General features: G+C 65.7%; 19 protein-coding genes. 16 read left to right on the plus strand and 3 right to left on the minus strand.

Annotated elements, in window-relative coordinates; translation table 11 throughout:
* The first annotated feature begins 74 nt into the window (after positions 1–74).
* On the plus strand, positions 75–572 hold the full coding sequence (locus BLA15945_RS03145) for a universal stress protein (protein WP_059234395.1): 498 nt from the start codon (positions 75–77) through the stop codon (positions 570–572).
* 87 nt (positions 573–659) lie between these two features.
* Here BLA15945_RS03145 and BLA15945_RS03150 read toward each other — a convergent pair whose 3' ends face one another.
* From BLA15945_RS03150 to lexA, 3 genes are read right to left on the minus strand one after another with little or no spacing between them, the layout of a single operon-like run.
* On the minus strand, positions 660–1,367 hold the full coding sequence (locus BLA15945_RS03150; RefSeq protein ID WP_059234394.1) for a DUF2939 domain-containing protein: 708 nt from the start codon (positions 1,365–1,367) through the stop codon (positions 660–662).
* Positions 1,368–1,396: 29 nt separating this feature from the next.
* Positions 1,397–1,732, minus strand: a complete 336-nt coding sequence (locus BLA15945_RS03155) for a hypothetical protein (protein WP_006476078.1) — start codon at positions 1,730–1,732, stop codon at positions 1,397–1,399.
* A 26-nt stretch (positions 1,733–1,758) separates the two neighbouring features.
* Positions 1,759–2,406, minus strand: coding sequence for a transcriptional repressor LexA (gene lexA, locus BLA15945_RS03160; RefSeq protein ID WP_006759459.1), 648 nt, complete (start codon positions 2,404–2,406; stop codon positions 1,759–1,761).
* 264 nt (positions 2,407–2,670) lie between these two features.
* Here lexA and BLA15945_RS03165 point away from each other — a divergent pair, with 264 nt between their 5' ends.
* The 15 genes from BLA15945_RS03165 (at position 2,671) to BLA15945_RS03235 (ending at position 22,086) form a co-directional block, all read left to right on the plus strand.
* Positions 2,671–3,708 carry a sulfate ABC transporter substrate-binding protein gene (locus BLA15945_RS03165; protein WP_059234392.1) on the plus strand — a complete coding sequence of 346 codons (1,038 nt, stop codon included), beginning with the start codon at positions 2,671–2,673 and terminating at the stop codon, positions 3,706–3,708.
* A gap of 122 nt (positions 3,709–3,830) precedes the next feature.
* The gene (gene cysT / locus BLA15945_RS03170; protein ID WP_059234389.1) at positions 3,831–4,724 is read left to right on the plus strand and encodes a sulfate ABC transporter permease subunit CysT; all 894 of its coding nucleotides are present in this window, start codon (positions 3,831–3,833) and stop codon (positions 4,722–4,724) included.
* Complete coding sequence (gene cysW / locus BLA15945_RS03175; RefSeq protein WP_059234387.1) at positions 4,721–5,665, plus strand: sulfate ABC transporter permease subunit CysW; 945 nt, start codon at positions 4,721–4,723, stop codon at positions 5,663–5,665. The genes cysT and cysW overlap by 4 nt, the downstream gene beginning before the upstream one ends.
* 13 nt (positions 5,666–5,678) lie before the next feature.
* Entirely contained in the window at positions 5,679–6,737 is a 1,059-nt protein-coding gene (locus tag BLA15945_RS03180) for a sulfate/molybdate ABC transporter ATP-binding protein (protein ID WP_059234385.1), read from the plus strand.
* A 75-nt stretch (positions 6,738–6,812) separates the two neighbouring features.
* Positions 6,813–7,739, plus strand: a complete 927-nt coding sequence (locus BLA15945_RS03185; RefSeq protein WP_059234383.1) for a CysB family HTH-type transcriptional regulator — start codon at positions 6,813–6,815, stop codon at positions 7,737–7,739.
* A 333-nt stretch (positions 7,740–8,072) separates the two neighbouring features.
* On the plus strand, positions 8,073–8,459 hold the full coding sequence (locus tag BLA15945_RS03190; protein ID WP_059234381.1) for a DUF805 domain-containing protein: 387 nt from the start codon (positions 8,073–8,075) through the stop codon (positions 8,457–8,459).
* A gap of 324 nt (positions 8,460–8,783) precedes the next feature.
* Positions 8,784–9,734 (plus strand): sugar ABC transporter substrate-binding protein, encoded by a 951-nt coding sequence (locus BLA15945_RS03195; protein ID WP_059234379.1) that lies wholly within the window; start codon positions 8,784–8,786, stop codon positions 9,732–9,734.
* Between the two features lie 145 nt (positions 9,735–9,879).
* Positions 9,880–11,493 carry a sugar ABC transporter ATP-binding protein gene (locus BLA15945_RS03200; protein ID WP_174991454.1) on the plus strand — a complete coding sequence of 538 codons (1,614 nt, stop codon included), beginning with the start codon at positions 9,880–9,882 and terminating at the stop codon, positions 11,491–11,493.
* Entirely contained in the window at positions 11,490–12,509 is a 1,020-nt protein-coding gene (locus BLA15945_RS03205) for an ABC transporter permease (protein WP_059234375.1), read from the plus strand. Before BLA15945_RS03200 ends, BLA15945_RS03205 begins: the two co-directional genes overlap by 4 nt.
* A 35-nt stretch (positions 12,510–12,544) precedes the next feature.
* Positions 12,545–13,576 carry a LacI family DNA-binding transcriptional regulator gene (locus BLA15945_RS03210; protein ID WP_059234373.1) on the plus strand — a complete coding sequence of 344 codons (1,032 nt, stop codon included), beginning with the start codon at positions 12,545–12,547 and terminating at the stop codon, positions 13,574–13,576.
* The gene (gene rbsK, locus BLA15945_RS03215; RefSeq protein WP_174991455.1) at positions 13,573–14,502 is read left to right on the plus strand and encodes a ribokinase; all 930 of its coding nucleotides are present in this window, start codon (positions 13,573–13,575) and stop codon (positions 14,500–14,502) included. The genes BLA15945_RS03210 and rbsK overlap by 4 nt, the downstream gene beginning before the upstream one ends.
* A 289-nt stretch (positions 14,503–14,791) precedes the next feature.
* Positions 14,792–16,546 (plus strand): methyl-accepting chemotaxis protein, encoded by a 1,755-nt coding sequence (locus BLA15945_RS03220; RefSeq protein ID WP_174991456.1) that lies wholly within the window; start codon positions 14,792–14,794, stop codon positions 16,544–16,546.
* Positions 16,547–17,093: 547 nt separating this feature from the next.
* Complete coding sequence (locus tag BLA15945_RS03225) at positions 17,094–19,016, plus strand: PrkA family serine protein kinase (protein ID WP_059234367.1); 1,923 nt, start codon at positions 17,094–17,096, stop codon at positions 19,014–19,016.
* A 125-nt stretch (positions 19,017–19,141) separates the two neighbouring features.
* A complete protein-coding gene (locus BLA15945_RS03230; RefSeq protein WP_059234365.1) occupies positions 19,142–20,410 on the plus strand; it encodes a YeaH/YhbH family protein in 1,269 nt (422 codons plus the stop codon).
* Positions 20,407–22,086: a SpoVR family protein gene (locus tag BLA15945_RS03235; RefSeq protein ID WP_059234363.1), complete on the plus strand. Its 1,680-nt coding sequence runs from the start codon at positions 20,407–20,409 to the stop codon at positions 22,084–22,086. The genes BLA15945_RS03230 and BLA15945_RS03235 overlap by 4 nt, the downstream gene beginning before the upstream one ends.
* Positions 22,087–22,250 lie beyond the last annotated feature (164 nt).

Consider the following 22,250-nt stretch of genomic DNA (forward strand, 5'->3'; position numbering starts at 1 on the left):
TTCCATCCCTTGCGTCCTGAATTGCGGCGCACCATGATGAATGCGTAGGCTCGTTGTCGCGATAGGGAGGTTTCATGGCTAGCTACAACAAGATTTTGCTGTGTTACGACGGCACGCTCGAAGGGCGCAAGGCACTGCGCTGCGGCGCTAATCTCGCAATGGACCTGAAGGCCGAAACGCACTTGCTGTCGGTCGTCGACATGCGTTCGAGCATTGCGCAAAGTGCAGGTTTGCTGACCGATGTCGCATGCGGCCGCTTCGAGGAAACCGCGCGCGAAATCCTCGAGGAAGGGGTGAACTGGCTGCGCGAGCGTGGCGTGCAGGCCGAAGGCCATTTCGCGTTCGGTTATCCGATCGACGAAATCGCGAATCTTGCGTCGGAACTGAAGGTCGACCTCGTCGTTGTCGGCCACCGGTGCCGCAGCGGACTGTCGCGATGGTGGATGGGCTCGGGCAATACGCAACTGCTCGACCGCGTGAACTGCAGCATTCTGGTGGCGTGCTCGTCGGCGGAAGAGCAGAAAGCCGAAATCGCGCGCGAGCGTGAAGCGGCCACGGCGAACGGCAAATGATCTAAAGACGCGATGGTTGCCTGGTCGGCAATGCGTGCTGGTCAGGCGCCACACCGCTTCAGCGGTGCGGGCGTCGAGCGCGGCCTGTTATGCGTGCAGGTCGATCGCGGACAATTTCCACGAAAACAGCCCGAAGCGGTGGAATACCGCCGCATAGCGCGTGCCGTCGGCGCTGCGCTGATACGTCACGACGAATTCATCGATATTCCGGTAGCCCGCGCTGGTTTGCTGCGGATGCGTCGCCTCGCTCGGGCTCGCCGGCGTGGCAGGCGCGGGCACCGCTGACGACGCGGTCGCAGCGGATGCGTTACTGCTCGCAGCGGCGGCACTTGCCGGCGCCGGATTGGCCGGCGTTGCGGCTGGTGCGCCGCCCGGTGTATTGCCTTGCGGCAGATTCGACAAATCAGGCGGGCGCTCGCCCGGATTGCCGCGCGGCGGCAATCCGCTCATCAGCGCGGCCACGCCCTCCGGGGTCGCGTACGCATCGACCAGCGGGCCGATCAACGCGGACCCGATCAGCGCGCCGATCACCGCAAACGGGTTGTTCTTCTTCACAGCGTCGATCCGGCGCATCAACTCTTCCGTGACCTGCTGTTTGAGGCTGATGCGTAGCGACGGAAAATCGACATACTCGCTGATCGCCTGCGCATCTCGCGCATCGATCGCCGATTTCAGGCGACCGAGCGCGACGTACGGCGACGCGTACGCATAGCCGATCGCCGCAATGACGACGACGATCAGCGCGACGATCAGCAGGGGCTTGAGTCGCCATGCGCGGCTCGGCGATCCAGTCACGTTGCCTCCGGTGCGGGGATGTTCCGCAATCAGAGACCGCCCGGCGTAGCCGATCGTTCCTCCGCGATGCAGCGATCGATCATCCGGCACACGGCATCGATCGTGCCGACCATGATCAGGCGCGACCGGCCGTGATAGACGCGCACCGGTGCGCGACGCGCGGGTTCCGCGTGATTCAGGCCGGCGTTCAGCGATACCCGGGCGAACGCGGGGAGCGCTGACGGCAGCAGGGACGCCTGCCGTTCGACTGCGACTTCTTCTTGCACGGGCGCGGCCGCGGACAGCGGTGCGCAGGGCGTGCGGCCGCGCAGATGACGCAGGCGGCCGAATTGACGGAAAGGCAGCAGACGGGCAAGGCGTTCCATGATGTTCTCCTCAGCGAGACGGAATGTCAGAGTTCGCCCGAGCGGATCAGCCCGACGGCGATGCCTTCCAGCGCGAATTCGGCGCTGCCGGCCTTGACGAAGATGTTTTCGTAATCCGGGTTCTCCGCGATCAGCTCGAGACCGCCCGGCCGGCGCATCAGGCGCTTGACCGTGACGTCGTCACCGAGACGCGCGACGATGATCTGGCCATCCTTCGCTTCCGTGCGCTTCTGCACGGCGAGGAGATCGCCATCGAGGATGCCGGCGTCGCGCATCGACAGGCCGCGCACCTTCAGCAGGTAGTCGGGCTTGCTCGTGAACAACGCGGGATCGCATGCGTAGTGCTGCGAGATGTGCTCCTGCGCGAGGATCGGGCTACCGGCTGCGACGCGGCCGACGAGCGGCAGCGACAACTGCATCAGGCCGGCGTGCGGCAACGTGAACTGGTGCGGGGCATCTTCGATGCCGAGCAGGCGGATGCCGCGCGACGCGCCGGCCGCCAGCTCGATCACGCCTTTGCGCGCCAGCGCGCGCAGGTGCTCCTCGGCCGCATTCGGCGAGCTGAAACCCAGTTCGGCCGCGATCTCGGCGCGGGTGGGCGGGAATCCGGAGCGCTCGATCGCGCGACGGATCAAGTCGAACACTTGCTGCTGACGGGCGGTGAGTTTGGTCATGGCTCAACTGTATGGATAGACAGTGAGCTGTATTTTTATACAGTACTTCGCGAATTTCAAGTGTTACGTGAGGTTCGACGCGATCACGCCGGTTCCGGCGTGATTTCGCGACGTCCGGACGGCGGTTTATCTGCCGCAACCGTCCATCCCGTCTGCGTTAGCACTTTTGAGTATTAAAAAATGAAGAACGATTATTTTTAATCATGTAACCCGTTCGTTAGACTGGCCCGACATCGCAACACCGACAACACTGGAGAACCAAGGATGGCGAAGCGCAATACGGGGCTGGTGGGCGGAGTGGGCCGCCTGATCGCAACACTCGCGCTGGGCGCGGCGGCGGCGCTGGGCGTCGCGACGCATGCCCAGGCCGATACGACGTTCCTGAACGTGTCGTACGACCCGACGCGCGAGCTGTATCAGGACTTCAACCAGGCGTTTGGCAAGGAGTGGAAGGCGAAGACGGGCGAGACCGTGAACTTCAAGCAGTCGCACGGCGGGTCGGGCGCGCAGGCGCGTTCGGTGCTCGACGGCCTGCAGGCCGACGTCGTCACGCTGGCGCTCGCGTACGACATCGACGCGCTCGCGAACAAGGGGCTCGTCAACAAGGACTGGCAGAAGCGCCTGCCCGACAACGCGTCGCCGTACACGTCGACGATCGTGTTCCTGGTGCGCAAGGGCAACCCGAAGGGGATCAAGGACTGGGACGACCTGACCAAGCCGGGCATCTCGATCGTCACGCCGAACCCGAAGACGTCGGGCGGCGCGCGCTGGAACTACCTGGCCGCATGGGCGTACGCGGTGCACAAGCCGGGCGGCAACGAGCAGACGGCCAAGGAATTCGTCACGAAGCTCTACAAGAACGCAGGCGTGCTCGATTCGGGCGCGCGAGGCGCGACGACGAGCTTCGTGCAGCGCGGGATCGGCGACGTGCTGATCGCATGGGAGAACGAGGCATTCCTGTCGGTGAAGGAATTCGGTACCGACAAGTTCGAGATCGTCGTGCCGTCGGTGAGCATCCTGGCCGAGCCGCCCGTCGCGGTGGTCGACAAGGTGGTCGACAAGAAGGGCACGCGCAAGCTGGCCGACGCGTACCTGAACTTCCTGTACAGCCCGCAGGGCCAGGAAATCGCGGCGCGCAACTACTACCGGCCGCGTTCGAAGAACGTGCCGGCGGAACTGACGAAGCAGTTCCCGAAGCTGAAGCTGTACACGGTCGACGACACGTTCGGCGGCTGGACGAATGCGCAGAAGACGCATTTCGCGGACGGCGGCGTGTTCGACTCGATCTACAAGCCGCAGTAACGCCATAACGACAGCGGCGCGCCACGACAGCGCGCCGCATCCCCGATTGCCCGCCGGCGCGATTCACTGCGCCGGCGTTTGCGTCGGACCCATGAGCAGCATCGACCCAGCAAGAGCATCCGATGACGACGTACACCTTTCGCAAGCCGAGCGCGCTGCCCGGTTTCGGCGTGACGCTCGGCATCACGGTGGCCTATTTGAGCCTCGTGGTGCTGATCCCGCTCGCCGCCACGTTCCTGAAGACCGCGACGCTGTCGTGGGACCAGTTCGTCACCGCCGTCACGTCGCCGCGCGTGCTCGCGTCGTACCGGCTGACGTTCACGTCCGCACTTGGCGGCGCGCTGATCAACGCCGTGTTCGGCTTCCTCGTCGCGTGGGTGCTCGTGCGCTACACGTTCCCGTTCAAGCGCCTCGTCGATGCGATCGTCGACCTGCCGTTCGCGCTGCCGACGTCGGTCGCCGGCATTTCGCTCGCGGCCGTCTACGCGACCAATGGCTGGGTCGGCCAGTATCTCGCGCCGCTCGGCATCAAGATCGCGTTCACGCCGGCCGGCGTGCTGGTCGCGCTGACCTTCATCGGGCTGCCGTTCGTCGTGCGTACCGTGCAGCCGGTGCTCGAGGATTTCGAGCGCGAGCAGGAAGAAGCGGCCGCGTGCCTCGGCGCGTCGCGCTGGCTGACGTTCCGCCGCGTCGTGCTGCCGGCCGTGCTGCCGGCGCTCCTCACCGGTTTCGCGCTCGCGTTCGCGCGTGCGCTCGGCGAATACGGCTCGGTGATCTTCATTGCCGGCAACGTGCCGATGAAATCCGAGATCACGTCGCTGCTGATCATCACGAAGCTCGAGCAGTACGACTACGCGGGCGCGACCGCGCTGGCGGTCGTGATGCTGGTCGTGTCGTTCCTGATGCTGCTGCTGATCAATACGCTGCAGTGGTATCTGCAGCGCCGCACGAGCAAGGGCGCCAGCGGCCCCGCGCCCGCCACCGTCACCGCCGTCGCGGCAGGAGGCCAGCAATGAGCCAGGAGGCCACCGTCGTGCTGAAAACCCCGTCGCCGGCCGCGCGGGCCGCGAAACGGCTCGACCCCGTCAGCGAGTCGCGCATCGTGCGCTGGCTGCTCACCGGCATCGCGCTGGCGTTCCTCGCGTTCTTCCTCGTCGTGCCGCTCGCCGCGGTGTTCGTCGAGGCGCTGCGCAAGGGCGTCGGCTTCTATCTCGAATCGCTGGCCGATCCCGATGCGTGGTCGGCGATCAAGCTGACGCTGACCGTCGCCGTGATCGCGGTGCCGCTGAATCTCGTGTTCGGCGTGTGCGCGTCGTGGGCGATCGCGAAGTTCGAATTCCGCGGCAAGGCGCTGCTGACGACGCTGATCGACCTGCCGTTCTCGGTGTCGCCGGTGATCTCGGGCCTCGTGTACGTGCTGCTGTTCGGCGCGCAGGGCTGGCTCGGGCCGTGGCTGCAGGATCACGACGTGCAGATCATCTTTGCGGTGCCGGGCATCGTGCTCGCGACGATCTTCGTCACGTTCCCGTTCGTCGCGCGCGAACTGATTCCGCTGATGCAGGCGCAAGGCACCGACGAGGAAGAAGCCGCGCGCGTGCTCGGCGCGTCGGGCTGGCAGATCTTCCGCCGCGTGACGCTGCCGAACGTGAAGTGGGGCCTGCTGTACGGCGTGATCCTGTGCAATGCGCGCGCGATGGGTGAATTCGGCGCGGTGTCGGTCGTGTCGGGCCATATCCGCGGCCAGACCGACACGATGCCGCTGCACGTCGAGATCCTGTACAACGAATACAACTTCGCGGCCGCATTCGCGGTGGCGTCGGTGCTGGCGCTGCTCGCGCTCGTCACGCTCGCGCTGAAGCTGATCGCCGAGCGTCACCTCGCCGCCGAACTGGCCGGCGCGCGCGACGCCGTTCCCGCACATGCCGGCCCCGTCGCCGCCGTTTCGTCGAAATCGTAAAGAGGCAACCAGAATGGGTATCACCGTCCGTAACCTTCAGAAGCGCTTCGGCGATTTCACCGCGCTCGACAACGTGTCGCTCGATTTTCCGCCGGGAGAGCTGGTCGCGCTGCTCGGGCCGTCCGGCTGCGGCAAGACCACGCTGCTGCGCGTGATCGCGGGCCTCGAGCACGCGGACGCCGGCCAGGTCGTGTTGCAAGGGCTCGACGTCGCGTCGGTCGGCGCGCGCGACCGCCAGGTCGGCTTCGTGTTCCAGCACTACGCGCTGTTCCGTCACATGACCGTATTCGAGAACGTCGCGTTCGGGCTGCGCGTGAAGCCGCGCCGCGAGCGGCCGTCGGAAGCCGTGATTCGCGACAAGGTGCACGAATTGCTGAAGCTCGTGCAGCTCGACTGGCTCGCGCAGCGCTATCCGTCCGAGCTGTCGGGCGGCCAGCGCCAGCGCATCGCGCTGGCCCGCGCGCTCGCGGTCGAGCCGAAGGTGCTGCTGCTCGACGAGCCGTTCGGCGCGCTCGACGCAAAGGTGCGCAAGGAGCTGCGCGGCTGGTTGCGCCGGCTGCACGACGACCTGCACATCTCGACGATCTTCGTCACGCACGACCAGGAGGAGGCGCTGGAAGTCGCGGATCGCATCGTCGTGCTGAACCGCGGCCACGTCGAGCAGGTCGGCAGCCCGCAGGACGTCTACGATCATCCGCAGAGCGCGTTCGTGTACGAGTTTCTCGGCGCGGCCAACCGGCTGCCGGGCACGGTGGCCGGGCGTGGCTTCGTTGCCGAGGGCGCGGCTGCGCCGATCGCGGTCGACGCCGATTTCGCGGGCCCCGCGAATGCCTATGTGCGGCCGCACGATCTGCAGCTGTGGCCGGCGGGCGAAGGGCATCGCGACGGCATCGCGGTGGACGTGCGCCGCGTGATCCCGCTCGGCGGGTCGGTGCGCGTGGAGCTCGAGGCGCGCGCGGGCGGTGCGCTCGAGGCGGAGCTCGATCGCGACGCATGGCGTGCGCTGTCGCTGCAGGTCGGTGACGGTGCCACGGCCGTGCCGCGCGCGGTGCGTGTGTTTCCCGCGCATTGACGAGAAAATGCAGGGCAGGGGGCGGAACAGGCTCCGAATCGACAATCAAACAACGACAGCCTAAGAGGCATACCCATGAATTTTCAGCAATTGCGGTTCGTGCGCGAAGCGGTGCGCCAGAACATGAACCTGACGGAAGTCGCGAACGTGCTGTACACGTCGCAGTCGGGCGTGTCGAAGCAGATCAAGGATCTCGAGGATGAACTGGGCGTCGACATCTTCATCCGGCGCGGCAAGCGGCTGACGGGGCTCACGGAGCCCGGCAAGGCCGTGCACCAGCTGATCGAGCGGATGCTGCTCGACGCGGAGAACCTGCGCCGCGTCGCGCGCCAGTTCGCCGACCAGGACAGTGGCCACCTCGTCGTCGCGACGACGCACACGCAGGCGCGCTATGCGCTGCCGAAGGTGATCCGGCAGTTCACCGACGTGTTCCCGAAGGTGCATCTGGCGCTGCGCCAGGGCAGCCCGCAGCAGATCGCGCAGATGATCCTGAATGGCGAAGCCGATCTCGGCATCTCGACCGAGGCGCTCGACCGCTATCCGGACATCGTTACGTTCCCGTGCTATTCGTGGCATCACACGGTCGTCGTGCCGAAGGGCCATCCGCTCGTCGGCCGCGAGAGCCTGACGCTCGAGGAAATCGCCGAGTATCCGATCATCACGTACGACCAGGACTTCACGGGCCGCTCGCACATCGACCAGGCGTTCACGCAGGCGGGCGCCGTGCCGGACGTCGTGCTGACCGCGATCGACGCGGACGTGATCAAGACCTACGTCGAGCTCGGAATGGGGATCGGCGTCGTTGCGGCGATGGCCTACGATCCGCAGCGCGACACCGGGCTCGTCGCGCTCGATACACAGCACCTGTTCGAGGCGAGCACGACGCGCGTCGGGCTGCGCAAGGGCGCATTCCTGCGTGCGTATGCGTACCGGCTGATCGAGATGTTCGCGCCGCACCTGAACGAAGCGGAAATCGCGGGGCTGTTGCGCGAAGCCGTTTGACGGCAGTGCGCATCGGGCGCCGTCCGGGCCGTTACCCCGGATGGCGTCGATGCGCGCGCACGAAGCCATGCGCCGGGCGGCGGCCGCGCAATGGCCGCCGTCACGGTTGCCTGATTCAGCGAGCCATGGGGTGCGGCCGCCGCTCCTGGCCCGGTTCTTCCCCGCGTGGGGCGATCGACACACGTTCTCGTGCCAACAGAAAAACAAGACGGCACATGCTGACGTTTCGATCCGGTGTCGGCCATCCCCGCCGGGCCATTTCTCGGAAGATATGATTCAATGCGCGCATTGTCCGATGGCGGCCATTCGCGCCGCACGACGAAGAGGCGAACAATGAATCTGAAATGGTTTCTCTTTTCCTTCAAAGGCCGGACCGGGCGCCTGCCGTGGTGGATCTACTCGCTGGTTTCGGGGTTGATCGGCGCGTTCTTCGATGCGGGTTCGCGCGGTTCGTCGAACGACGACCTGCCGCTGCTGGTGCTGCTCGTCGCGGTTGCGATCGCCGTCGTCGCGATGTGGTCGTGGATTGCGGTCACCGTGAAGCGGCTGCACGACATCGACAAGTCGGGATGGTGGATGCTGCTGATCTGCGTGCCGGTCGTCGGTGCGATCGCGTTGTTCGTGATGAACGGGTTCATCGCCGGTACGTCGCATGCGAACCGCTTCGGCGAGCCGCCGACGGTCGATGAAGACGAACCCGCGCCGCAGAATCCGGCCTGATGCGCGGCGCCCATGCGAGTGTCGTATTTGCGCGTCGTGCAGCACGATCGCGCGCTCCGAATAAACCCTTAAATATTGATCAGACAGGTTGCGCGCCGAAGCGAATCGGTACAGCATAGCCCTCACTCTGCCGGCGTCACGCCGGCGGCGGCGCGTCAACGACAGCACGCGCCAGGCAGTCGGCCGTCTGCCTTGCTTCCATTCCGTGGTACCGACAGCAGCATCGATGGCCATTGCCCGGGTAGTGTGGCGCAAACGTTTGCTCACATTAAAACAACAGTCAAACAACAGTCCGGCCTACGGGCCAGTCGCCAGGAGATGTGTATGAATGTCCGCTTTCGCCGTCGCTTCCTGACCGCCGCGCTTGCCGCCGTCGCGGTCGCTGCTGCACCGGTCGTCCACGCGCAATCTGCGGCCAAGCCGAAGGTCGCGCTCGTGATGAAGTCGCTCGCCAACGAGTTCTTCCTGACCATGGAAACGGGCGCGAAGGAATACCAGAAGCACAACGCGAATCAGTTCGACCTGATCACCAACGGCATCAAGGACGAGACCGATACCGCGAACCAGATCCGCATCGTCGAGCAGATGATCGTGTCGAAGGTCGACGCGATCGTGCTCGCGCCGGCCGATTCGAAGGCGCTCGTGCCGGTCGTGAAGAAGGCCGTCGACGCGGGCATCATCGTCGTGAACATCGACAACCGGCTCGATCCCGACGTGCTGAAGTCGAAGAACCTGAACGTGCCGTTCGTCGGCCCCGACAACCGCAAGGGCGCGCGCAAGATCGGCGACTACCTCGCGAAGCGGCTGAAGGCGGGCGACCAGGTCGGCATCGTCGAAGGCGTGTCGACGACGACCAATGCGCAGCAGCGCACGGCGGGCTTCCAGGACGCGATGAAGGCGGGCGGGATGAAGGTCGTGTCGGTGCAGTCGGGCGAATGGGAAATCGACAAGGGCAATGCGGTCGCTGCCGCGATGCTCAACGAATACCCGAACCTGAAGGCGCTGCTGTGCGGCAACGACAACATGGCGATCGGCGCCGTGTCGGCCGTGCGTGCGGCTGGCAAGCAGGGCAAGGTGCTCGTGGTCGGCTATGACAACATCAACGCGATCAAGCCGATGCTGAAGGATGGCCGCGTGATCGCGACTGCCGACCAGTACGCGGCGAAGCAGGCCGTGTTCGGCATCGACACGGCGCTCAAGGCGATCGCCGAGCATCGCAAGCAGGCCGACATGTCCGGCGTGGTCGAGACGCCGGTGGATCTCGTGACGAAGTAACGCCGCGCCGATCCGGCCGCCACCCTCAAGAATCCGTCGTGGCGGCCGTTATCCGGAGTGAGCGCGATCACGGCCACTGCATGCACATGCACTTGTGAGCGTCACACCCGCGCGCCGCGTGCGCGCGGCCGCAACCAGGATCGCGATGGAACCGACCTTCCAACCCTCCCGTTCAGCCCACCCCGTGCTGTCCGTATCCGGCATCGGCAAGACCTATGCCGAACCCGTGCTCGCCGACGTCACGCTGACGCTCGAGGCGGGCCAGGCGCTCGCGCTGACGGGCGAGAACGGCGCCGGCAAGAGCACGCTGTCGAAGATCATCGGCGGGCTCGTCGATCCGACGACCGGCACGATGCAGCTCGGCGGCCAGGCGTATGCGCCGACGAGCCGCACGCAGGCCGAGGCGCTCGGCGTGCGCATGGTGATGCAGGAACTGAACCTGCTGCCGACGTTGACGGTTGCCGAAAACCTGTTCCTGAATCGCCTGCCGCGGCGTTTCGGGATCATCGACCGCGCGCGGTTGCGCGAGGACGCGCGCGCCGCGATGGCGCAGGTCGGGCTCGACGCGGTCGATCCCGATACGCCGGTCGGCGCGCTCGGCATCGGCCACCAGCAGATGGTCGAGATCGCGCGCAACCTGATCGGCGACTGCCGCGTGCTGATTCTCGACGAACCGACCGCGATGCTGACTGCGCGCGAAGTCGAGCTGCTGTTCGAGCAGATCGACCGTCTGAAGAAGCGCGGTGTCGCGATCGTCTACATCTCGCACCGGCTCGAGGAACTCGCGCGGGTCGCCGAGCGCGTCGCAGTGCTGCGCGACGGCCGGCTCGTGCACGCGGGCGAGATGGCGGCGACGACGTCCGACGGGCTCGTCACGCTGATGGTCGGGCGCGAGATCGGCGAGCACATCGATCTCGGCGAGCGCCATTTCGGCGCGCCGCGGCTCGTCGTGTCGGGCCTCACGCGGGGGACGGCCGTGCGCGACGTGTCGCTCGAGGTGCGTGCGGGCGAGATCTTCGGCATCTCGGGGCTGATCGGGGCGGGGCGAACCGAACTGCTGCGCCTGATCTACGGCGCCGATACGCCGGATGCCGGGATGATCGCGGTCGGCCAGCCGCTGAAGCCGGCGCAGATCGCGTCGCCCGTCGATGCCGTGAAGCTGGGCATCGCGCTGATCACCGAGGATCGCAAGGGTGAAGGGCTGCTGCTGTCGCAGTCGATCACCGCGAACGTGTCGCTCGGCCAGCTCGATCGGCTGGCGCGTGGTGGCGTCGTCGATTCCGCACGCGAAACGGCGCTCGCCGAGCAGCAGATCGACGCGCTGCGGATCCGCACGCACGGCGCGGCGCAGGCGGTCGGCGAACTGTCGGGCGGCAACCAGCAGAAGGTCGTGATCGGCCGCTGGCTCGCGCGCGACATGGGCGTGCTGCTGTTCGACGAACCGACGCGCGGGATCGACGTCGGCGCCAAATTCGAGATCTACACTTTGATGGGCGCGCTCGCACGTGAAGGCCGCGCACTCGTGGTCGTGTCGAGCGACCTGCGCGAGCTGATGCTGATCTGCGACCGGATCGGCGTGATGTCGGCCGGCCGCATGACCGCCGTGTTCGAGCGCGGCAACTGGACCCAGGATGGGCTGCTGGCCGCGGCGTTCGCCGGCTTCGGCCGCGAGGCGCCGGCGGACGGCGCGCCGCATCCGGCCGCGGGGCAGGCGCCAGGCGCCGCTCCGGGCAATTCGACGACAGGACGACAGCAATGACCCAGCCTCCCGTATCCCCGACCGGCGCCGGCGCCCAGCAGGACGTGACGGGGCGCCGCGCGCGCACGCTGTCCGGCACGCGGCTCGGCCTGTCGAACTATCTCGGGCTCGCCGGCGCACTCGCCGCGATGATCGCGCTGTTTTCCGTGCTGAGCTCGCATTTCCTGACCTACGACACGTTCAGCACGATCGCGAACCAGATTCCCGATCTCGTCGTGATGTCGGTCGGGATGACCTTCGTGCTGATCATCGCCGGGATCGACCTGTCGGTCGGCTCGGTGCTCGCGCTCGCCGCGTCGATGGTCAGCGTCGCCGCGCTGAAATGGCAGTGGGGGCCGCTGCCCGCCGCGCTGATCGGGATCGCGGTCGCAACCGCGACCGGCGCGCTGACCGGCGCGGTCACGGTCGGCTGGCGGATTCCGTCGTTCATCGTGTCGCTCGGCGTGCTGGAGGCCGCGCGCGGCCTCGCGTACCAGCTGACGAATTCGCGCACGGCCTACATCGGCGACGCGTTCGATTTCCTGTCGAACCCGATCGCGCTCGGCATCTCGCCGGCGTTCCTGATCGCGGTCGCGGTGATGATCGCGGCCCAGTTCGTGCTGACGCGCACCGTGTTCGGGCGCTATCTGGTCGGGATCGGCACGAACGAGGAAGCCGTCCGACTTGCAGGGGTTAACCCGCGGCCGTATAAAATTCTCGTATTCGCATTGATGGGCGCGCTCGCGGGGCTTGCGTCGCTGTTCCAGATTTCACGGCTCGAGGCGGCCGACCCGAACGCGGGCTCGGGCCTCGAACTGCAGGTCATCGCCGCCGTCGTGATTGGCGGCACGAGCCTGATGGGCGGGCGCGGCTCGGTGATCAGCACGTTCTTCGGCGTGTTGATCATCTCCGTGCTGGCCGCGGGGCTGGCGCAAATCGGTGCGAACGAGCCGACGAAACGGATCATCACCGGCGCGGTGATCGTGGTGGCGGTCGTGCTCGATACGTATCGTAGCCGGCGCTCGCGCGCGCGGTAGAAAGACAGACAGAACAGACCAGAGAGAAACGGGAAATGGCGACGATCAAGGATGTGGCGGCCATGGCGGGCGTGTCGTTTACGACCGTCTCGCACGTGGTGAACAATTCGCGGCCGGTGTCAGCGGATGTGCGTGCGAAGGTCGAAGGCGCAATCCGCGAGCTGAATTACGTGCCGTCGGCCGTCGCGCGCTCGCTGAAGGCGCGTGCGACGGCGACCATCGGCCTCGTCGTGCCGAACAGCACGAATCCGTACTTCGCCGAGCTTGCGCGCGGCATCGAGGATCAGTGCGCGGCCAACGGCTATTGCGTGTTCTTCTGCAACTCGGACGACGATCCCGTGAAGCAGCGCAATTACCTGCGCGTGCTGCAGGAAAAGCGCATCGACGGGCTGATCGTCGCGTCGGCCGGCGAGGACGCGGTGCTCGCGCAGACGCTCGCGGATATCCACGCGCCGCTCGTCGTCGTCGACCGCAACATCGAGGGGCTCGCGGCCGACCTCGTGCAGATCGACCACGAGCGCGGCGCTTACCTGGCGACGCGTCACCTGCTCGAACTCGGGCACGCGAAGATCGGCTGCATCACGGGGCCGACCGACACGGCCGTCAGCGCGATGCGCGTGCACGGCTTCATCCGCGCGATGGCCGAGCGCGGGGTCGACATCGTGCCGGGCGCGATCGCGGAAAGCGACTTCTCGTGCCTCGGCGGCTATCACGCGGCGTCGCGGCTGTTCGAATCGGTGCGGCCGAGCGCGATCTTCGCGGGCAACGACCTGATGGGCGTCGGCGCGCTGCGCGCAGCGGCCGAGCGCGGGCTGCGCGTGCCGGACGACTGCTCGATCATCGGTTTCGACGACATCGAGTTTTCCCGCTACACGTATCCGGCGCTGTCGACGGTCGGGCAATCGGTGCGCGCGCTCGGCGAAATGGCCGCGCAGACGCTGATCGAACGGATCGGCGGCGGCTCGACGGCCGTGCCGAGCCGCCGTCGCGTCGTCTCGCCGCGCCTCGTGCTGCGCGAATCGACGGCGATCTACCGCGAGCCCGCCGCATCGGGCGGTCGCGCATGACGGCGAGCGCAGCGGGCGCCGGCCGCGTGACGGTGGTCGGCAGTCTCAACATGGATCTCGTGGTGCGGGCGCCGCGGCTGCCGCTGCCGGGCGAAACGCTCGCCGGGCACGCGTTCGCGCAGGCGGCGGGCGGAAAGGGCGGCAACCAGGCCGTCGCCGCCGCGCGGCTCGGTGCGCAGGTCGCGATGATCGGCTGCGTTGGCGCGGATGCGCACGGTGCAGCGCTGCGCGCGGGCCTCGAGGCCGAAGGGATCGACTGCACGGGGCTCGCGACGAGCGCATCGGCGTCGACCGGCGTCGCGCTGATCGTCGTCGACGATGCGAGCCAGAACGCGATCGTGATCGTCGCGGGCGGCAATGGCGAAGTCACGACCGGCACGGTCGCGGGCCACGAGGCCGCGCTGGCGTCGGCCGACGTGCTGATCTGCCAGCTCGAGACGCCGCCGGATGCGGTGTTCGCCGCATTGTCGGCCGGGCGCCGGCTCGGCCGCACCGTGGTGCTCAATCCGGCCCCGGCCGTCGCACCGCTGCCGGACGGCTGGCTGCCGCTCGTCGATTACCTGATCCCGAACGAGGTCGAGGCGGCCGCGCTGACCGCGCTGCCGGTGCGCGACCCGGCCGAGGCCGAAGCCGCTGCACGCGTGCTCCAGGCCGGCGGCGCGCGCAACGTGCTCGTTACGCTCGGCGCGCGCGGCGTGCTCGCGCTGACAGCCGACGGCACCGCGCGGCACTATCCGGCGCCGGCCGTGCAGGCCGTCGATACGACGGCGGCCGGCGATACCTTCATCGGCGGCTTTTCCGCGCGGATTGCCGCCGGCGCGGACGTCGATACGGCCATCCGCTTCGCGCAACGTGCGGCCGCGCTATCGGTCACGCGCGCGGGCGCACAGCCGTCGATTCCGACGCTCGCCGAACTGGCCGGCTAGGCCCGGATCACCGGCTTCCGGCCGCATCTCGCGGCCGGCCCTCCGCCGAAGACGGCCGGCCGACCTTTCGGCAATATGCCGGCGCATTGCCGGACTATTCTCCCGTCTCTCGAACTGGCCCGAATTCGCATCGATTGTTCAGGTATTTGTAATATACAGACGAATAATTCGAAAAAATGCGCTGAAATCCATCAAGTTGTGCGTTGCACGGTCGTAAATGAGTCAGGTGAAGCAATGCTTCGAGCCAACGGGCCGGGCCCGTTCATGACGACGCAACACAGGATGGATGATGGTGTTCAGGAACCTGACGATTCGTGCGCGCATCGGTTTGACGATGGCGTTTCTGGCGGTGCTGCTGGGCGTAACCGGCGTGCTCGGGGTGTATGGGATGACGCGTTCGAACGACTCGACGCGCGAGATTTTCACGAACCAGATGCCGAGCGCGGTCGACGTGGCAGTCGCGGAAATGTTCGCTGCGCGCGAACGCCTCGCGCTCGACCGTGCGGCGCTGCTGGCCGGTACGCCTGACTCGGCGGCCGCCGTGGAGCGCAGCCGCGGGATGCGCACGCAGTCCGACGCATGGTGGCAGAAGTACCTCGCGTTGCCCCGCGGCCCGGAAGAAGACCGGCTCGCGCAGGACGTCGCCGCGAAGCGTCAGGCGCTGCAGCGCGCCTGTGACGCATTCTCGAGCCTCCTCGCGGCGGACCAGCGCGATCGCATCGGCGACGGCGCCAAGCAGCTTCAGGCGCTCTACAACGACCTCGCGGTGTCCAGCGAAGCGTTGCGCAATTTCCAGTTCACCGATGCGCAGGCGAGCTTCGACCAGGCGGAATCGGTATTCGACACGCTGCGCGTGCTGTCGATCGTCGCGCTGCTGGCCGGTATCGGCGCCGCGCTGCTGTCGTGGCTGACGCTGAGCCGCGCGATCGGCCGCCCGATTGCCGACGCGCTGTCGCACTTCGACGCGATCGCCGCCGGCGACCTGCGCCGTCCGATCGTCGTGGACCGGCGCGACGAGATGGGCCAGCTCCTCGAAGGCCTCGCGAAGATGCAGCGCGGGCTGGTCGACACGGTGCGCACCGTGCGCGGCGGCAGCGAGTCGATCGCGACCGCGGCCCGCCAGATCGCGGCCGGCAACATCGATTTGTCGTCGCGCACCGAGGAACAGGCCGCGGCGCTGCAGGAAACCGCGTCGAGCATGGAGCAGTTGACCGGCACCGTGAAACAGAACGCGGACAATGCACGCCAGGCAAGTTCGCTGGCCGCGAATGCGTCGGAGATTGCAAACAAGGGCAATACGGTGGTCGGCCAGGTGGTCGGCACGATGGGCGAGATCAACGACAGCTCGGCGAAGATCGCGGACATCATTGCGATCATCGAGGGAATCGCGTTCCAGACCAACATTCTTGCGCTGAATGCGGCCGTCGAAGCCGCGCGTGCGGGCGAGGAGGGGCGCGGCTTCGCGGTCGTGGCCGGCGAGGTGCGCAGCCTTGCGCAGCGTTCGTCGAGCGCGGCGAAGGAAATCAAGGCGCTGATCGACGCGTCGGTGGAGCGTATCCGGACGGGCTCGACGCTGGTCGACGAAGCGGGGCGCACGATGAGCGACGTGATCGGCGCGGTGCAGCGCGTGACCGACATCATGGGCGAGATCGCGGCGGCGTCCGAGGAACAGAGCGGCGGGATCGACCAGGTGGCACGCGCGGTCGCGCAGATGGATGAAGTCACCCAGCAGAATGCGGCGCTCGTCGAGGAAGCGGCGGCGGCCGCGCAGTCGCTCGACGAACAGGCCGGGCGCCTGCGTGAAACGGCGGCGGTATTCCAGCTCGATGACGAGGCCGCACGCGCTGTCGCTCCGGTGGCGGCGCGTCACGCGTCGCGCGCGCCTTCCGCGGCGGTTGCCGTGCCCGTACCGGCCGCTGCGCGCGACGAGCGCGATGCGCCGCCGAAGCGCGCAGCCGCAGCGATGCCGGCACGCAAGCCCGCCGCGGCCGCTGCGGCGCCGGCTGCCGCTACCGCCGGCGGCGACGACTGGGAGACTTTCTGATTCGCGCGCGCCGCGTATCTATCCCCATTTGGTGACGAACGACGCCCGCGACCTGCGGGCGTTGTCGTTTCTGCGACAGACGAAATGTGACAGTGCGAACGATCCGATTGCACATCGTCACGTGCGTCGCGCGTCGCGCATCGACGGACGGGCGCACGCGCGTTGCATCACGTTCCCGCGTTCGTCGTACGGGTATCTCCGTAAGGGCGCTGCGAAAAAAATTTGTAACGGTGCGCGCGGCGTGTCATCGCACGCGGCTGCTCGAACGTATAGGGATGAGGGGAGGCAGTGACGACGTCGGAAGTGTCCAACGCACAAGACGTTCCGTTGTTCGACGAGACGCGGCGGATGCAGTTTCTGCGGCTCGGGAGATCAATTGTAAAACGACGAAATGCGTTGTCCAAGCGGTGTTGTCGAGAATAACGAACTTCATACGAAGAGTTCGTGAAAAAAAAACAGAAAGGGTTTAGGATGAATTCGAACGCGCTTGCTTCTGCGCAGTCGTACGAAGGCAGGCACGTCTTCAGACTCAGGCGAGGGAGGTAGCATGGATATTTACAGCAGCTTCGCGAACCGCTTCGAAAAAACGCGAGAGGAAGAGCTCTCGCTGGAGGAGTATCTCGCGCTCTGCAAGAACGATCCATCCGCGTACGCGACGGCTGGTGAACGCATGCTGGCAGCAATCGGGGAACCTGAACACATCGATACCCGCAACGATCCGCGCCTGTCGCGCATCTTTGCGAACAAGGTCATCAAGGTCTATCCGGCATTCCGTGAGTTCTACGGAATGGAGGAAGTGATCGAGCAGGTGGTCGCGTACTTCCGCCACGCTGCGCAAGGGCTCGAAGAGAAGAAGCAGATCCTCTATCTGCTGGGCCCGGTGGGCGGCGGCAAGTCGTCGATCGCCGAGCGTCTGAAGCAACTGATGGAGCGCGTGCCGTTCTATTCGCTGAAGGGCTCGCCCGTCAACGAATCGCCGCTCGGGCTGTTCGACTACGACGAGGATGGCCCGATCCTCGAGGAACAGTACGGCATCCCGCGCCGCTACCTGAAAAGCATCCTGAGTCCGTGGGCCGTCAAGCGCCTGCACGAATACAACGGCGACATCCGCCAGTTCCGCGTGGTGCGTCGTTACCCGTCGATCCTGCGGCAGGTCGGCATCGCGAAGACCGAGCCGGGTGACGAGAACAACCAGGACATCTCGTCGCTGGTCGGCAAGGTCGATATCCGCAAGCTCGAACAGTACGCGCAGGACGACGCCGACGCATACAGCTACTCGGGCGGCCTGTGTCTCGCGAACCAGGGCCTGCTCGAATTCGTCGAAATGTTCAAGGCGCCGATCAAGGTGCTGCACCCGCTGCTCACTGCGACGCAGGAAGGCAACTTCAAGGGCACCGAAGGTTTCGGCGCGATCCCGTTCGACGGCGTGATCCTCGCGCACTCGAACGAGTCGGAGTGGAAGGCCTTCCGCAACAACCGCAACAACGAAGCACTGCTCGACCGGATCTTCGTCGTGAAGGTGCCGTACTGCCTGCGCGTGTCGGAAGAGACCAAGATCTACGAGAAGCTGATCCGCAACTCGTCGCTGGCCGAGGCCGTGTGCGCGCCGGGCACGCTGAAGATGATGTCGCAGTTCTCGGTGCTGTCGCGCCTGCACGAGCCTGAGAATTCGAGCCTGTTCTCGAAGATGCAGGTGTACGACGGCGAAAACCTGAAGGACACCGATCCGAAGGCGAAGTCGTATCAGGAGTATCGCGACTACGCGGGCGTGGACGAAGGGATGACGGGCGTGTCGACACGCTTCGCGTTCAAGATCCTGTCGCGCGTGTTCAACTTCGATTCGAGCGAGGTCGCGGCCAACCCCGTGCACCTGATGTACGTGCTCGAACAGCAGATCGAACGCGAGCAGTTCCCGCCGGAAACCGAGCAGAAGTACCTGTCCTTCGTGAAGGACGTGCTCGCGTCGCGCTACGCGGAGTTCATCGGCAAGGAGATCCAGACGGCTTACCTCGAATCGTATTCGGAATATGGCCAGAACATCTTCGACCGCTACGTCACGTATGCGGACTTCTGGATCCAGGACCAGGAATTCCGCGATCACGATACGGGCGAGAGCTTCGACCGCGCCGCGCTGAACGCGGAGCTGGAGAAGATCGAGAAGCCGGCGGGCATCAGCAATCCGAAGGATTACCGCAACGAGATCGTGAACTTCGTGTTGCGGGCACGGGCGGCGAACGCCGGCAAGAACCCCGTGTGGACGAGCTACGAGAAGTTGCGCGTCGTGATCGAGAAGAAGATGTTCTCGAACACCGAGGAACTGTTGCCGGTGATTTCGTTCAACGCCAAGGGTTCGGCGGAGGAGCAGCGCAAGCATGAGGACTTTGTGAACCGGATGGTCGCGAAGGGCTATACGCCGAAGCAGGTGAGGCTGCTTTGCGACTGGTACCTGCGCGTGCGCAAGTCGTCATGACGCGCGCGGTACCGCGCCCGTACGGCGAGTCCGTACGGGCGCTTTCAGAGACGCCGCCCGCATGACGGGAGACGGCATGTGCGGCGAGCGTCCCGGCGTATCGACTTTCGAGCGGGAGACCGGGAGTGCTTCATCAAATCATCGACCGCAGGCTGGCCGGCAAGAACAAGAGCATCGCCAATCGCGAACGCTTTCTGCGTCGCGTCAAGAACTACATTCGTCGTGCCGTGTCCGACGCGGTACGCGACCGTAGCATCAAGGATATCCAAAGCACGCAGAGCATCACGATCCCGCGCAAGGACATCGCGGAGCCGAATTTTCGGCACGCGCCTGGCGGGCGTCGTGAGTACGTGCACCCCGGCAACGAGGACTACGTGCGCGGCGACAAGATTCCGCGCCCGCAGGGCGGCTCGGGTGGCGGGGGCAGTCAGGCGAGCAACGAGGGCGAAGGGCAGGACGACTTCGTGTTCGAGTTGTCGCGCGACGAGTTCATGCAGTACTTCTTCGACGATCTCGAACTGCCGCGCCTCGTGAAGACGCACCTGCTGACGGTGCCGAGCTGGAAGAACGTGCGCGCGGGCTGGTCGGCGGAAGGCACGCCGAACAACATCGACGTCGTGCGTTCGCTGCGCAGCGCGCTCGGCCGGCGCATCGCGCTCGGCTCGCCGCTCGTCAACGAATTGCGCGAGCTCGAGGCGCAGCTCGAAGCGATGAAGAACGACCCCGAGGATCGCCGCGCGGAAATCGCGGTGCTCGAGGCCGAGATCCATCACCTGAAAGGGCGCATCTGGCGGATTCCGTTCATCGATCCGTTCGACCTGCGCTACATCAACCGCGTGAAGCAGCCGCAGCCGTCGAGCCAGGCCGTGATGTTCTGCCTGATGGACGTGTCGGGCTCGATGGACGAGCAGCGCAAGGATCTCGCGAAGCGCTTCTTCATCCTGCTGTACCTGTTCCTCAAGCGCAACTACGAGCGTATCGAGGTCGTGTTCATCCGTCACCACACGCGCGCCGAGGAAGTCGACGAGGACACCTTCTTCCATTCGACCGAAAGCGGCGGCACGGTCGTGTCGAGCGCGCTCGAACTGATGCGCAAGGTGATGAACGAGCGCTACTCGCCGACCGAGTGGAACATCTACGGCGCGCAGGCGTCCGACGGCGACAACTGGACCGACGATTCGCCCAAGTGTCGCAAAATCCTGGAAGAGGATATCCTCACGAAGACGCGTTACTTCGCGTATATCCAGGTCGCGCCGGAAGAGCAGAACCTGTGGCTGGAATACGCACAGCTGGCGTTGTCGCAGCAGCATCTCGCGATGAAAAAAGTGGAATCGGCTGCCGACATTTACCCGGTGTTTCGCGAATTGTTCGAAAAGCAGGTGGAAACGTCATGACGACCCGCCATCTGCACAACGAGTCGCGCGGCTACGCGCCGCGCCCTTCCGGCGACGACACGGCCAGTCCTGCCGCAGCGCAGCAACGCGCGCAGGCCGAACCGCCGCCGCCGGCCGCCGACTTGCCCGGTTCCGGGCAGAAGGAAGCGCGTATGAACGTTGCCGAACGCAAGCCGCTGCCGTGCCCGTCCGACTGGACGTTCGAGCTGCTCGAGGAATACGACACGCACATCTCGCAGGTTGCCGAACAGTACGAGCTCGACATCTATCCGATCCAGCTCGAACTGATCAGCGCCGAGCAGATGATGGACGCGTATGCGTCGGTCGGGATGCCCGTCAACTACCGTCACTGGTCGTTCGGCAAGCACTTCCTCGCGACCGAGAAAAGCTACCGCCGCGGCCAGATGGGCCTCGCGTACGAAATCGTCATCAATTCGAATCCGTGCATCGCGTACCTGATGGAAGAGAACACGATGACGATGCAGGCGCTCGTCATCGCGCACGCGGCGTACGGGCACAACTCGTTCTTCAAGGGCAACTACCTGTTCCGGCTGTGGACCGACGCGCACGCGATCATCGACTATCTCGTGTACGCGAAGAACTACGTCGCGGAATGCGAGGAGCGCTACGGCCTCGATCGCGTCGAGGAGTTGCTCGATTCGTGCCACGCGCTGATGAATTACGGCGTCGACCGTTACAAGCGCCCGCAAAAGCCGTCGCTGTCGAAGGAGTCGGCGTTGCGGCGCGAGCGCGAGGCGTACCTGCAGTCGCAGGTGAACGAACTGTGGCGCACGCTGCCGGGCAAGAAGCCCGAGCTGATGGAAGAGCAGGAAGACCGCTATCCGCCCGAGCCGCAGGAGAACCTGCTGTATTTCGCGGAGAAGAATGCGCCGCTGCTCGAGCCGTGGGAGCGGGAAGTGATCCGCATCGTGCGCAAGATCGGCCAGTATTTCTATCCGCAGCGGCAGACGCAGGTGATGAACGAAGGCTGGGCGACGTTCTGGCACTACACGCTGCTGAACACGCTGTACAACCAGGGGAAGCTGGAAGACGGCTTCATGATGGAGTTCCTGCATTCGCACAGCAACGTGGTCTACCAGCCGCCCGTCACGAAGCCGTACTACAGCGGGATCAACCCGTATGCGCTCGGTTTCTCGATGATGAGCGACATTCGAAGGATCTGCGAGGCGCCGACGGAGGAAGACTACAAGTGGTTTCCGGAGATCGCGGGCACCCCGTGGCTGCCGGCGATGCACTACGCGATGCGCAACTTCAAGGACGAGAGCTTCATCGCACAGTACCTGTCGCCGAACCTGATCCGCGAGATGCGGCTCTTCTCGGTGCTCGACGACGACATGCGCGATTCGCTCGAAGTCTCGGCGATCCACGACGATTCCGGCTACCAGTACGTGCGGCAGGCGCTGTCGCGGCAGTACGACATCCATCACCGCGAGCCGAACATCCAGGTGTGGGCCGTCAACACGCGCGGCGACCGCAGCCTCACGCTGCGCCACTTCATGACCGACAACCGCCACCTGTCGAACGACAGCGACGAAGTGCTCAAGCACATGGCGCGGCTCTGGCAGTTCGACGTGTACCTGGAAAGCGTCGACGAGGCCGGTACCGTGCGCAAGCGCTACGAGTGCCGCTACGTGCCGCCGGAGATCCGCGTTTGACCGGTGTCTTCGAAAATGCTTGCATCGGACGCCAGCCTGAAGGCTGGCGTTTTCATATGACGAACGCGTGGCAGGAGAAAAATTTTCTACATCCGGACGAACCCGGAGTGCTTGTTACTTTACATTTCGCTAAAATCCCGTAGCGCCGTGCGCCGGAACCGGTG

Source organism: Burkholderia arboris (genome assembly GCF_902499125.1).
GTDB classification, from domain to species: domain Bacteria; phylum Pseudomonadota; class Gammaproteobacteria; order Burkholderiales; family Burkholderiaceae; genus Burkholderia; species Burkholderia arboris.

Bases quoted from the DNA above. Each gene is read 5' to 3' on its own strand.
- BLA15945_RS03205 (WP_059234375.1), top strand. From the start codon at position 11,490: ATGACCCAGCCTCCCGTATCCCCGACCGGCGCCGGCGCCCAGCAGGAC.
- cysW (WP_059234387.1), top strand. From the start codon at position 4,721: ATGAGCCAGGAGGCCACCGTCGTGCTGAAAACCCCGTCGCCGGCCGCG.
- BLA15945_RS03220 (WP_174991456.1), top strand. From the start codon at position 14,792: ATGGTGTTCAGGAACCTGACGATTCGTGCGCGCATCGGTTTGACGATG.
- BLA15945_RS03145 (WP_059234395.1), top strand. From the start codon at position 75: ATGGCTAGCTACAACAAGATTTTGCTGTGTTACGACGGCACGCTCGAA.
- BLA15945_RS03180 (WP_059234385.1), top strand. From the start codon at position 5,679: ATGGGTATCACCGTCCGTAACCTTCAGAAGCGCTTCGGCGATTTCACC.
- BLA15945_RS03210 (WP_059234373.1), top strand. From the start codon at position 12,545: ATGGCGACGATCAAGGATGTGGCGGCCATGGCGGGCGTGTCGTTTACG.
- lexA (WP_006759459.1), bottom strand. From the start codon at position 2,406: ATGACCAAACTCACCGCCCGTCAGCAGCAAGTGTTCGACTTGATCCGT.
- BLA15945_RS03155 (WP_006476078.1), bottom strand. From the start codon at position 1,732: ATGGAACGCCTTGCCCGTCTGCTGCCTTTCCGTCAATTCGGCCGCCTG.
- BLA15945_RS03190 (WP_059234381.1), top strand. From the start codon at position 8,073: ATGAATCTGAAATGGTTTCTCTTTTCCTTCAAAGGCCGGACCGGGCGC.
- BLA15945_RS03185 (WP_059234383.1), top strand. From the start codon at position 6,813: ATGAATTTTCAGCAATTGCGGTTCGTGCGCGAAGCGGTGCGCCAGAAC.
- rbsK (WP_174991455.1), top strand. From the start codon at position 13,573: ATGACGGCGAGCGCAGCGGGCGCCGGCCGCGTGACGGTGGTCGGCAGT.
- cysT (WP_059234389.1), top strand. From the start codon at position 3,831: ATGACGACGTACACCTTTCGCAAGCCGAGCGCGCTGCCCGGTTTCGGC.
- BLA15945_RS03235 (WP_059234363.1), top strand. From the start codon at position 20,407: ATGACGACCCGCCATCTGCACAACGAGTCGCGCGGCTACGCGCCGCGC.
- BLA15945_RS03225 (WP_059234367.1), top strand. From the start codon at position 17,094: ATGGATATTTACAGCAGCTTCGCGAACCGCTTCGAAAAAACGCGAGAG.
- BLA15945_RS03165 (WP_059234392.1), top strand. From the start codon at position 2,671: ATGGCGAAGCGCAATACGGGGCTGGTGGGCGGAGTGGGCCGCCTGATC.
- BLA15945_RS03200 (WP_174991454.1), top strand. From the start codon at position 9,880: ATGGAACCGACCTTCCAACCCTCCCGTTCAGCCCACCCCGTGCTGTCC.
- BLA15945_RS03195 (WP_059234379.1), top strand. From the start codon at position 8,784: ATGAATGTCCGCTTTCGCCGTCGCTTCCTGACCGCCGCGCTTGCCGCC.